The organism is Geomonas anaerohicana, assembly GCF_016458305.1.
GTDB classification, from domain to species: domain Bacteria; phylum Desulfobacterota; class Desulfuromonadia; order Geobacterales; family Geobacteraceae; genus Geomonas; species Geomonas anaerohicana.
Genome location: NZ_JAEMHL010000001.1, coordinates 154,358 through 165,991, shown reverse-complemented (window position 1 = coordinate 165,991; position 11,634 = coordinate 154,358). Strand labels below are relative to the sequence as shown.

Annotated in this window: 13 protein-coding genes; all 13 read left to right on the top strand. The window is 67.1% G+C overall.

Translation table 11 applies throughout. The features are described 5' to 3' along the window. The 13 genes from JFN91_RS00760 (at position 1) to JFN91_RS00700 (ending at position 11,616) form a co-directional block, all read left to right on the top strand. Positions 1–264 carry a phosphopantetheine-binding protein gene (locus JFN91_RS00760; protein ID WP_199387318.1) on the top strand — a complete coding sequence of 88 codons (264 nt, stop codon included), beginning with the start codon at positions 1–3 and terminating at the stop codon, positions 262–264. Beyond that, the gene (locus JFN91_RS00755) at positions 265–1,077 is read left to right on the top strand and encodes a lysophospholipid acyltransferase family protein (protein WP_199387317.1); all 813 of its coding nucleotides are present in this window, start codon (positions 265–267) and stop codon (positions 1,075–1,077) included. Beyond that, complete coding sequence (locus JFN91_RS00750; protein WP_199387316.1) at positions 1,074–2,387, top strand: phenylacetate--CoA ligase family protein; 1,314 nt, start codon at positions 1,074–1,076, stop codon at positions 2,385–2,387. Before JFN91_RS00755 ends, JFN91_RS00750 begins: the two co-directional genes overlap by 4 nt. 417 nt (positions 2,388–2,804) lie before the next feature. Next, on the top strand, positions 2,805–4,400 hold the full coding sequence (locus tag JFN91_RS00745) for an HAL/PAL/TAL family ammonia-lyase (RefSeq protein WP_199387315.1): 1,596 nt from the start codon (positions 2,805–2,807) through the stop codon (positions 4,398–4,400). Positions 4,401–4,402: 2 nt separating this feature from the next. After that, the gene (locus JFN91_RS00740) at positions 4,403–4,870 is read left to right on the top strand and encodes a hypothetical protein (protein ID WP_199387314.1); all 468 of its coding nucleotides are present in this window, start codon (positions 4,403–4,405) and stop codon (positions 4,868–4,870) included. Then, entirely contained in the window at positions 4,867–5,490 is a 624-nt protein-coding gene (locus JFN91_RS00735; RefSeq protein WP_199387313.1) for a LolA family protein, read from the top strand. Before JFN91_RS00740 ends, JFN91_RS00735 begins: the two co-directional genes overlap by 4 nt. A 1-nt stretch (position 5,491) precedes the next feature. Then, positions 5,492–7,867, top strand: coding sequence for an MMPL family transporter (locus JFN91_RS00730; protein WP_199387312.1), 2,376 nt, complete (start codon positions 5,492–5,494; stop codon positions 7,865–7,867). Continuing rightward, complete coding sequence (locus JFN91_RS00725) at positions 7,864–8,541, top strand: DUF3261 domain-containing protein (protein WP_199387311.1); 678 nt, start codon at positions 7,864–7,866, stop codon at positions 8,539–8,541. The genes JFN91_RS00730 and JFN91_RS00725 overlap by 4 nt, the downstream gene beginning before the upstream one ends. Then, positions 8,534–8,917, top strand: a complete 384-nt coding sequence (locus JFN91_RS00720; protein ID WP_199387310.1) for a hypothetical protein — start codon at positions 8,534–8,536, stop codon at positions 8,915–8,917. The genes JFN91_RS00725 and JFN91_RS00720 overlap by 8 nt, the downstream gene beginning before the upstream one ends. Continuing rightward, complete coding sequence (locus tag JFN91_RS00715) at positions 8,914–9,375, top strand: acyl-CoA thioesterase (RefSeq protein ID WP_199387309.1); 462 nt, start codon at positions 8,914–8,916, stop codon at positions 9,373–9,375. Before JFN91_RS00720 ends, JFN91_RS00715 begins: the two co-directional genes overlap by 4 nt. Further along, positions 9,372–10,499, top strand: a complete 1,128-nt coding sequence (locus tag JFN91_RS00710; RefSeq protein WP_199387308.1) for a beta-ketoacyl-[acyl-carrier-protein] synthase family protein — start codon at positions 9,372–9,374, stop codon at positions 10,497–10,499. Before JFN91_RS00715 ends, JFN91_RS00710 begins: the two co-directional genes overlap by 4 nt. Continuing rightward, on the top strand, positions 10,496–11,197 hold the full coding sequence (locus tag JFN91_RS00705; RefSeq protein ID WP_199387307.1) for a beta-ketoacyl synthase N-terminal-like domain-containing protein: 702 nt from the start codon (positions 10,496–10,498) through the stop codon (positions 11,195–11,197). The genes JFN91_RS00710 and JFN91_RS00705 overlap by 4 nt, the downstream gene beginning before the upstream one ends. Before the next feature lie 62 nt (positions 11,198–11,259). After that, on the top strand, positions 11,260–11,616 hold the full coding sequence (locus JFN91_RS00700; protein ID WP_199387306.1) for a hypothetical protein: 357 nt from the start codon (positions 11,260–11,262) through the stop codon (positions 11,614–11,616). Positions 11,617–11,634: the final 18 nt, after the last annotated feature.

Sequence of the window (11,634 nt, the reverse complement as noted above, 5' to 3'; positions counted from 1 at the left end):
ATGACCGATCAGGAAATCGTAGCGAAGATCAACAGTGCCCTGGCGGAGGAGTTCGAGTACGACCTCGCGGCGATGACCCCGGAGACCACCCTGTTCGAGGACATGGGGCTGGACAGCCTGGACGTGGTCGACCTGGTGATCGTGCTGGAGACCGCCTTCAGCATGAAGGTGCGCGAGGAGGAGGCGATCCGCAAGATCCGCACCCTGGGCGACATCCACGAGTTCGTCATCGCCAAGAAACGCCAACTGGAGGGTGACCGGTAGGTGACGCCGCAGAAAACCGCACGGCACCGGGAGAAAAGCGGCAGGTTCTGGCTGCTCCGGACGCTGCTTCTCAACCTGACCTTCTACCCCCTGATGGTTCTCTGGACCGCCGCCGGTATCGTTGCGTCCCCGCTCTGCCTGATCCTGTGGAAGCTGGTCACCGGCTGGGATCTGGGCCGCATCACACGGCACCTGATCAGCATCCACGGCTACGGCATGGTCGTCATCACCGCCCCGTTCGTCCGCTTTTCCAGTACGGGGACGGAGAGCATCAGGCGCCCCTGCATCCTGGTGATAAACCACCTCTCCTTCTTCGACAGCTACTACATGTCCACGCTCCCCTTCCACGACATCGTCTTCGCGGTGGGGGCGTGGCCTTTCAAGATGTACTGGTACACGCTCTTCATGCGCCTGGCCCAGTACCTGGACGTGGAAAGCGCACCGTGGGAGGACGTGGTGGCAACCTGCAGCGCGACCTTCGCCAAGAAAGGGGTGGTGATCTTCTACCCCGAAGGGCACCGCTCGCGGACCGGCAGGCTGCAGCCCTTCTATTCGGGGGCTTTCCGGCTCGCCAAGGAGACCGGGGTTCCCATCGTGCCGCTGGTCATCACCGGGACCGACAACCTGCTGCCGCCGGGGCGCTTCGCGCTCTACCCGTCCCGGGTGCGGCTCAAGGTGCTGCCGCCGATGGACCCCGCCTCGTTCCCGGGGCATAACGGCCACCTGGGGCTGCGCCGCGAGGTGCGCGAGCGGATGACGCGGGCGCTGGCCGAGATGCAGGGGGAGACCGGCGACATGAGGAAATCGCAATGACCTGGGACGCCGACAGGGGGCTGGAGCTGGCCCGCATGGACGCCGCGGCCATCGCCGCCAGGCAGGAGGAGTTGTTGCGCCGCCATGTGCAGCACTGCGCGCAGCACTCCCCCTTCTACCGCACCATGCTGCGCGACCTGGCCATCGAGCCCGGTGAGATCAGAACCCTTGCCGACCTGGCCCGGCTCCCCTTGACCGAGAAGCGCCACCTGGAAGAGTGCCACGCCGACTTCCTGGCCGTGGCGCAGGACGAAGTCACCGACGTCTGCCTCACCTCCGGCACCACCGGCAAGCCGATCGCCATGCTGCAGAGTAACGCCGACCTGGAGCGGCTCGCCTACAACGAGGAGATCTCGTTCCGGGGCGTGGGCATCACCAGTTCCGACCGCGTCCTGGTTGCCGCCGCCATCGACCGCTGCTTCATGGCCGGGCTCGCCTACTTCATGGGGCTCACCAGGATCGGCGCCACCGTGATCCGCGGCGGCTCCAGCAGCACGGCGCTCCTGGTCGAGCTGATCAAAAACTGTCGCCCGAGCGCCATCATCGCGGTGCCCACCCTCTTGCTCGCCCTGGCCAAGAAGCTGGAGCAGGAGGGTTTGTCGCCGGCCGAGGTCGGCGTCACCCGGCTCATCTGCATCGGCGAGCCGGTGCGCACCCCCGACTTCGCCCTCTCTCCGCTGGGGGAGCGCCTGTTCCAGGCCTGGGGCTGCCAAATCTTCGGCACCTACGCCAGCACCGAGATGGCCACCTCCTTCACCGACTGCGAAGCCGGCCTGGGGGGGCACCTCCACCCGGACCTGATCGCGGTGGAGATCGTGGACGAGGAGGGACACCCGGTCCCGGACGGGACCCCGGGCGAGGTGATCGCCACGCCGCTCGGCGTCTCCGCCATGCCGCTCTTGCGTTTCCGCACCGGGGACATCGCCACGCTGCACCGCGAGCCCTGTGCCTGCGGCCGCAACACGCCCCGCATCGGCCCGGTGGTAGGCAGAAAGTCCCAGATGCTCAAGTATCGCGGCACCACCGTCTACCCCCCGGCAATCGCCACCGTGCTGCAGGGGATGAGCGGGGTGCAGGGCTTCTACATCGAGGCGGAGAGCGAGTTCGCCCTCTCCGACTGCATCCGCGTAGTGGTGGGGGCCGCCGATCCCTCCCTCACCGCGGCGCAGGTGGCCAAGAAGATCGCCGCCGCCATCCGGGTTTCCCCCGAGGTGGTGCTGGTCTCCCCCGAGGAGGTTCTCAGGGTGACCGTGCAGGAGGACAAGAGAAAGCCGGTCCTCTTCTTCGACCGCCGCACCCCACCGGCGTAAGGCGAGGTTCATCTCTCCCCCTCCCTGTCCCTCCCCCTCCGGGGGCGGTGACGCTTGATCTCGTTCCCAAGGTCCACCTTGGGAACGCAATGCCTCTCCGAAGCTCCAGCTTCCCTCGGATGCAAAGCTGGAGCTATGCGCGGGATTGGGTTCCCGAGCTGGAGCTTGGGAACCAGGGAATGCCGGGACCGTCGCGCTCCCCCCTTTGCGAAGGGGGGACGGGGGGGATTTGCCTTTCAGGCAATACGGTCATGGCAAGGTGCTGAGGAAACCAGTAACAAATCCCCTCTGTCTCCCCTTCGCAAAGGGGAGGACGTGGGTTCGCGAGCAGCACTTCGTGGCCAATATTCGACGCCTGCACCGGAATTCCCGGATGAACTCGAGGCGAGGCGGCAACACCAACTGGAAAGGATAAGCATGCTTAAGCGTCCCACAGTAACCCTGAACGGCGCCGACTTGACCGTCGCGGACATCGTCGCCATCGGCGTCGGCGACCGCGAAGTGGTCCTCGACCCGGCCGCCCTCGAGCGCTGCCGCGCCAGCCGCGCCTTCCTCGAGGAGGAGGTCGCCGCGCGCCGCATCATCTACGGCGTCAACACCTCCTTCGGCCCCATGTGCAACAAGATCATCGAGGACGCCGAGATCGAGACGCTCCAGGTGAACCTGATCCGCAGCCACGCGGCCGGCCTGGGCGATCCGCTGAAGCCGTACATCGCCAACGCCGTCATGGCGGTGCGCCTGAACACCCTGGTCAAGGGGTACTCGGGCGTGCGCGTCGAGCTCCTCGAGTTCATGAAGGAGCTGGTCAACCGCGGCATCGCCCCCTACATCCCCGAGTGCGGCTCTGTCGGGGCGTCGGGCGACCTGATCCACCTGGCGCACCTGGCCCTCACCATCATCGGCGAGGGGAAATCCTACTACCAGAACGAACTGCACGACACCGGCGCGCTTTTCGCCCGCCTCGGCATCACCCCCTTCTCGCTCAGCTTCAAGGAGGGGATCGCCCTCATGAACGGCACCTCCGCCATGACCGCGGTGGCCGCCTTCGCCCTGTTCGGCGCCCGCAAGCTTTTGAACCTCTCCCTGTTCACCGGCGCCTTCGCGCTGGAGATCTTCGGCGGCATCGACGACGCCTTCGACGAGGACCTGCACCTGGTCAAGCCGCACCCCAGCCAGCTGGACGTGGCCCGCGCCATCCGCGCCCTCTACGCCGGCTCCGGCAACATCACCCTCAGAAAAGAGATGCACGAGCGCATCCGCGGCCACGAGACGGACGGGCCGGTCTACGAGACCAGCGTCAACGTGCAGGACGTCTACTCGGTGCGCTGCACTCCGCAGGTCTTGGCCCCGGTGCTGGAGGCCATCGACGCGGCCGAGCGCACCGTGACCATCGAGGCCAACTCCTCCAACGACAACCCGATCGTCATCCCCGAGCAAAAAAAGGTGATCCACGGCGGCAACTTCCACGGCCAGAGCATCGGCTTCGCCATGGATTCGCTCTGCATGGCCATGGCGACCATGTGCACCCTGTCCGAGCGGCGCATCAACAAGTTCCTGGACCGCAGCATCAACGAGGGGCTGCCGGAGTTCCTGATCCCGGGGACGCCCGGCCTCACCATGGGCTTCATGGGGAGCCAGTACTTGGCCACCTCGACCACGGCCGAGAACCGCCAGCTGGCCAACCCGGTTTCCACCAACTCCATATCCTGCAACGCCTCCAACCAGGACGTGGTCAGCATGGGAACGGTGGCGGCGCGCAAGGCCTTCAAGTCGGTCAGTAACGCGAAGCACGTGCTCACCCTCGAGGTCCTCGCCGACCTGCAGGCGCTCTCCTTCAGAAACGCCGAACGCCTGGGCGCCGGGACCGGCAAGCTCTACGCCATCCTGAACGGGGAGTTCTCCGTGTACGACAACGAACGCGTCTTCCACGAGGACCTGGTCCGCTTCCGGAAGCTCCTCTTTTCCAGCCAACTCCTGGACGACCTGGCCCCGTACCTGGGCCAAGAGGGCTGAAAATGGGTGCTGCTGCCATGACCACCGACCTGACCCTCCCCATGCCGGCGCGGCTTCTCATCCCGCACCGCCCCCCCATGCAGCTCGTCGAGCGACTGCTGAGCTACGCCGATCAGGCGGGCGAGGTCGAGGCGCTTTTCCCGGCCGACAGCCTTCTGGCCGCGGCAGACGGCACCCTGGACGGGGTGGCGCTGGTCGAGCTCCTGGCGCAGGGGTACGCCGTCATCAAGGGGTACGACGACCTGCTGCAGGGGAAGGAAATCTCCAAGGGATACCTGGTGGGACTGCGCAAGCTGCGCCTCACCGGGACCGCCCGGGTCGGGGAAAGGCTCTTGGTGCGCATCCGCACTGTGGGGAGCTTCGAAGGATTCGCGGTCGCCGAGGGCGAGGTGGAACGCGACGGCGCGGTGGTCGCCAGCGGCACGCTGAAACTCTGGATCGTGGGCGACGCGGCCGGGGAGGCGGCATGATGCGGCTGTTGCTCCCGCTCTGCCTGCTCTGCCTGCTGCTCTGCGCGCTGCCGCTCCACGCCGAGACCCAGCCGTCGCCGCAGCTCCTGGAAACGCTCGAGAAGAACGCCGGTTCCGTGCGCACCCTCTCCAGCGATTTCGTGCAGGAAAAGCACCTGAGCATGTTCAAGAACCCGATGACCTCCAAGGGGCACCTCTACTTCGCCCGTCCCGACCAGTTGCGCTGGGAGCTGACCGCGCCGGTTGCCTCCGGCTTCGTGCTCAAGGGGGATCGGGGCAAGCGCTGGCACGAGCGGACCGGCCGCACCGAAAGTTTCCAGATCAGCCAGGAGCCGATCATGAAGCTGGTCTCCGAGCAGCTCTTCGCCTGGGCCCGCTCCGATTTCGCCTGGATCAAGAAGGAGTACCGCGTCACCGTGCTGCAGGAGTCCCCGGCGCTGTTGCGGCTCGAGCCGCGCTCCGCCGCCACCGCGGGTTTTCTGCATCACCTCCTGATCGGTTTCAGCGCCGACGGCCGCTACGTGAAGAACGTTGAACTGCACGAAAAGGACGGTGACTTCACCAGGATCCGCTTCCTGAACACGGTGGTGAACAAGACGCTGCCGGCGGACATCTTCTAGAATGGGCGATCCCTCTCTGAACCTCTTCGGCCGGCTGTACCGCTACTTCGCCGGCCGGCGCCGTGTCCTGTACGGGGCGACCCTGCTGCTGGTGGCGCTCTCCCTGTTCGCCTCGTCGCGGCTGAGGCTTCAGGACGACATCGTCGCCATGCTCCCTGACGACGGGTCCAGCGCGGCCACCGATTTCCGCCTGCTGCAGCTCGCCCCCTTCACCCGGAAGCTGGTGGTGAGCCTGAAGACGCAGACACCGGGCGACAGCGCCGCCCTCGTCGCCACCGCCGACAGCCTGGCGCAAGGGCTGCGCGAGGCGAAGGTGGGCAAGGTGAGTACCGGCCCGGCCCAACTGGGGCCTGAGTTCTTCGGCTTTTTAGGCAGCGCGCTGCCGAACCTGTGCGGCGAGGCCGACTTGAAGCGGCTGGAGGCGGCCACCGCGCCGGAAAAGGTGCGCGACCGCCTGCGGGAAGGGTACGAGCAGCTCTTCGCGCCGGAGGGGTGGGCGCTCAAGGGGAAGCTGCAGGCCGACCCCCTTTCCTTCTCGGACCTGGTCCTGGAGCGGCTGCGCTTTCTGAACCTGGTCCCCAACATGCGCCTGGTGCAGAACCATTTCGTCTCCGCGGACGGCAGCAGCGCGCTGATCACGGTGGACACAACGGTCCCCATGACCGATTCGGCCGCCTCGCGCCAGCTCATGGACCGGGTCGACACCGCGGTTAAGAAAACGGTGCCGGCCGGCTTCAGCGCCACCGTCCTCTCCGGGCACCGCTACACGCTGGCCAACGCCGATGCCGTAAAGCGAGACCTGTACCTGGTCCTGACGTTGAGCGTCGTGGCGGTGTTCGCCATCTACCTCGTTTTCCTGAGGAGCATGAGCGCCCTGTTCGTGTTCCTGGTGCCGTCCTCGGTGCTCGCCATCGCCTCCGGCGCCATGGCCCTGTGGGCCCCCAAGGTCTTCGCCGTCACCCTCGGCTTTGGCGGGGTACTTCTGGGCATGGTGGACGAGTACGCCACCATGATCTACTTCGCCTGCCGCAAGGGGGGCAAGGACCCGGCCCTGATCACCGCCGAGGTGGCGCGGCCGGTCCTCTCGGGCGCCCTGGCGACGCTCTTGTCCTTCGGGGTGATGCTCCTCTCGGTGCTCCCGGGACAGCGTCAGCTCGCCGTGTACAGCATGACCGGCATCGCGGCCGCGCTCCTCTTCTCGCTGGTGGTGCTGCCGCACCTGGTGCGCCCCGCCCCGGGGGGAAGCCTCCCCTTCGGCGGCATGAAGACGCTGCGCCCGCCGCGCCGGGTGGTGCTGGTCGTCTGGTGCGTGCTCTTGGCGGTCTGCGCCTTCGGCGCCACCACGGTGCGCTTCAACGGCAGCCTGCAGGCGGTGAACCTGGTCCCGGCCGAGCTGAAGCGGGCAGAGGTGGAACTGAACCGGACCTGGGGCGACCTGCAGGGAAAGGCGCTCATCTTTGCCGAAGGGAAGGACCTGGAGAGCGCGCTGGAGCTGAACCGGCGCGTCTTCGAACGGCTCGCCCCGACCCTTCCCCCGGGGGAGCTGGTCTCTCTGGCGCCGCTCTTGCCGAGCGAAGCGCAACAGCGCGAGAACCGGGCCCGCTGGGTCTCCTTTTGGCAGGACGGCCGGGCAGCGCGCCTGGAGCGCGACTTGGCCCGCGAGGGAGCCGCCTTCGGCTTTACCGGCGCGGCCTTCGCCCCGTTCCTCGCCACGCTGAAAGCGCCCCCCGCTCCCCTGAACGTTGACGGGTTGCGTGCGGCGGGGCTTTCCGAACTGGTGGACGCACTGGTACTGGAGAACGCCGGCTCGGTCCGGGTACTCACCCTGGTGCCGGACCGCCCGGAACTGGTCGAGCGCCTCTCGCGAGAACTGGGCGCCCTGCCCGGGGTGCACGTGGTCTCCGAAAGCCGCTTCGGCGCCACCATGGGAGGGAGCATCATCCGCGATTTCACCCGGTACCTGGCCATTACCGGGGTGCTGGTGTTCCTGCTGGTGGCAGCCGTGTTCCGCGCACCGTCGCGCATTGCCCTGGTGCTGGTGCCCGTGGTGACCGGCGTGGTGTGCATGCTCGGCATCATGGGGCTCCTGGGGCTCCAGTTCAACATCTTCAACATCGCCGCCACCATCCTGATCATCGGCCTCTGCGTCGACTACGGCATCTTCATGGTGAGCAGGCTCGAAGACGGCGGCGATGAAACCTCCAGCCTCGCCGTGCTGGTCTCCGGGCTCACCACCCTGGCCGGTCTCGGGGCGCTCGCCCTGGCGCGCCACCCCTCCATGCAGTCCATCGGGGTCTCCGTCCTGCTCGGGGTGGGCACCGGGATACCCGCGGCGCTGTTTGTGATACCGGCGCTGCGCCGCGAGGACACGCCATGAAGCGGATCGCCCTTTTGCTGTCGACAGCGCTCCTGCTCCTTGTCGCCGGTTGCTCCTCGGTCCCCTTCGAGACGACCGAGCTGGTCCCGACCGTGCCGCGCTCGGCGACGGAACTGGCCAACGGCCTCTGGAGCCGGCAGCGCGGCCCCCTCGTGCTGCGCCACAGCGCCCTCTTCGAGTGGCACGGCATGCGCGTCCCGGTGGAGGCGATGCTGAGCCTGGACACGAAAGCCGGCGAGGCCCGCCTGGTGGCGATGAACGAGATGGGGGTGAAGCTGTACGACATCACCGTGCTCCGGGACGGCAGCCGGGCCAACTTCGTCATGCCCGACCTCGCGCGCTACCCCGGCTTTGCCGACGCGGTGGCGCTCTCGGTGCGCCGCATCTTCCTGGCGCCGGCGCCCGCACCGGATGATCGCCTCACCGTCGCCAGCCGGAGCTACCAGGCGACCCGCCAGGAGGCGGGCGCCACCCTCCGCTTCACCTTCGGCGGCGCCGAATCGCAGCTCCTGGAGAAGTCGTGCCGCGGCGCAGACCAGTCCTGGCGGGTGCGCTACTACCGCTACCAGCGGCGCGACGGCATCCTTTTTCCCGGCGGCATCGTACTCGACGACGATCGGGCCGGCTACCGACTCACCCTTTGGATCGACAGCGTGGAGCCAAGCAATGAATAGCATCATCGCCAAGGAAATAGCCGCCAGCCGTCTCGGGACGGAGAGCGACAGCGAAGGTGGGTGCCTGGGGCGCTACCGTTTCGACGCCGGCTTCGCCGGTTTCGACGGGCACTTCCCGGGATTCCCGATCCTCCCGGCCATCGTCGAGATCCACGCCGTGGTCTCCCTGGTCGGTGCGGTGCAGCAATCTCCCCAGCGCCTGGTCGCCGTGCAGGACGCCAAGTTCCTGAACCCGGTGCGCCCGGGCCAGGAGTTGAGCATCGTCTGCCGCCCCCGCACCGTGCAGGGGAAAGAACTCTGCGACGCGCGGCTCACCGTGGGAGAGGTGACCGTCGCCACCATGCTGCTGGAGCTCGCCCCGGAGGAATCCCCATGACCCGCGCCTACTTCACACCGGTGGCCGGGGGGCCGCCCCCGCTGCGGATCACCGTCGAGCGCCAGGTCCGCTTCGAGGAGGTCGATCCGCTCAACATCGTCTGGCACGGCCGCTACCCGAGCTACTTCGAGGACGCGCGCGTCGCCTTCGGGGAGAAGTACGGCCTGGGCTACCTCGACTGCTACCAGCGCGGCATCCTGACGCCGATCAAGAAGATGCACGTGGACTACTTCCGCCCGCTCGCCTTCCCGGAGCGCTTCACCGTGGAGGGGATCCTGCACTTCACCACCGCGGCGCGGCTCAACTTCGAGTTCGTCATCCGCAACCAGGCGGGCGAGGTGACCTGCACCGGCTACACGGTGCAGATGATGCTGGACACGAACCAGGAGATCATGCTGGTGCCGCCTCCCTTCATCGAGGAGTTCCTGGGGCGCTGGCAGCAAGGAGCGCTGTCGTGATCGAGGTCTGCATAACCGCGGCGCAGACGGTGACCGGGCTGGGCACCGGGCTCGACCCGCTCTTCGACGGGATCATGGCGGGAAAAAGCGCCGTGGCGCCGGTAGAGCGTTTCGGGACTGCCCGCTACCTCTCGCCCAACGCCTGCTGCGTGCCGGGCCTTGCGGCAGGTGAGGACTCGCTGCTGTACCCCCTGCTGGAGCGCCTGATGGAGGGCTTTCCCGCCGTTCCGGCCGACTGCCGCCTGCTGCTTGCCAGCACCAAGGGGCCGGTCGACCTGATGGAGCGGCTGCAGCGGGGCGAGGCGGTGGATCCCGCCGAGCTGCCCATGGAGCGCGTGCTGTCGCGCGTCGCCGGGCGCTGCGGCACCACCGGCCCGGCGCTCAACGTGAACGCCGCCTGCGCCTCCTCCACGCTGGCCCTCGCCCGCGCCGCGCAGCTGATCGCGCTGGGCCGCTGCGAGGCGGCGCTGGTCATCTGCCTCGACCTGGTCAGCGAATTCGTTTTTTCGGGCTTCTCCGCGCTGCAGGCCCTCTCCCCTACCCGCTGTCGTCCCTTCGATCGCAACCGGGACGGGCTGACGTTGGGAGAAGGAGGGGCGGCGCTGCTCCTGATGAGCCGCGAGCGGGCCCGGCGCGAGGAACGCAAGGTGCTGGGCGTGGTGGCCGGTTGGGGCGCCGCCAACGACGCCACCCACATCACGGCCCCCGCCCGCGACGCCTGCGGCCTGATACAGACCGTGCGCCAGGCCCTTGCCCGCGCCGGCCTCACCACGGACGCCATCGCAGCGGTGAGCGCGCACGGCACGGCGACGCCGTACAACGACCAGATGGAAATGACCGCCCTGCGCGCCCTCTTTCCCGGCCGCAACCTGCCGGTGCACTCGGTCAAGGGGGCCATCGGCCACACCCTGGGCGCGGCCGGCGGCATCGAAGCAGCCTTGGCACTGAAGTGCCTGGAGGCCGGGGTGCTCCCCCCGACGGTCGGGCTCATCGAACCGGACCCGGAAGGGGTGGGACTCGTGAGCGACGCGGCGCAGGACATCAGGGGGGATTTCGTGCTCAGCACCAATTCCGGGTTCGGCGGGGTGAACGCCGCCGTCATCCTCGGCCGGGGGGACGCATGAGCGCCTACCTGAACGGCATCGGCTGGGTCACCGGCACCGGCTGCGGCATGGGCTCGCAAGGGAGCGAACTGATCTTCGCCGACCTCCCCCTCCCCGCGCTTGCGCGCCGGGACGTTTTCGCCGAACCCAACCAGCGCTTCGGGCGCATGTCCGACTACGCCAAGCTTGGCCTGGCCGCCCTTGCCTTCGCACTGCGCGACGCGGAGCTGGAGTCGTGGAGCGAGAAGCGCCCCTTCGGCGTCGTCGCCGGGACCAGGCTCGGCTGCCTCGCCACCGACCTCGATTACCAGCGCACCGTGCTGCTGGAAGGGGGCGGGCTGGCGAGCCCGAACCTGTTCGCCTACACCCTCGCCAACTGCTTCCTGGGGGACGCCGCCATCCAGTTCGGCCTCACCGGCTCGCTGCTGGCGGTGAACGAAACGCAAAGCGCCGGATTGGGCGCGCTCACCATGGCGCTGGACCAGCTTGCCCTCAAGGAGGAGCCGGTGGTCTTGGCTGGCGTCTGCGACCTGGCTCCCCCGGAGCCGTTAGCCGATGTTAAGCACTTTTTCCCCGGCGCCGCTTTCCTGGTACTGGGCGATGCTCCCGGCGAGCACTGCTACGGCAGCATCAGCATGGCGGCGGACGGCGGCATCGAATGCAACGGCGTCCGGGTCGAAAGCATGGCCGAACTCATCGCCGCGGCCGTTAACGGGTAGGGCAAATTCGAACCGACAACTTTTAAATCCGGACCCGATTTGGGAAAAACTGCAGCAGCTTTTTGGAAAGCCGCAACGGTTTAGGAAATTCCGGTCCCGGTTCGCTTCAATCTGGATCCTTTATGGGGAACATTGCAGCCGTTTTTGGGAAAGCTGCATCGGTTTATGAAATTCCGGCTCAGGTTCCCTTTAATCCGGATCAGTTATGGGGAACATTGCAGCCGTTATTGGGAAAGCTACAACAGTTTATGAAATTCCGGCTCAGGTTCCCTTTAATCCGGATCCGCTTTGGGGAAAACTGCAGCCTGTTTCTGGGAAAGCTGCAACGGTTTATCAAATTCCGGCTCTGGTTCGCGTTAATCCAGATCCGCTTTGGGGAAAACTGCCGCCGTTTCTGGGAAAGCTGCAACGGTTTATGAAATTCCGGCTCAGGTTCC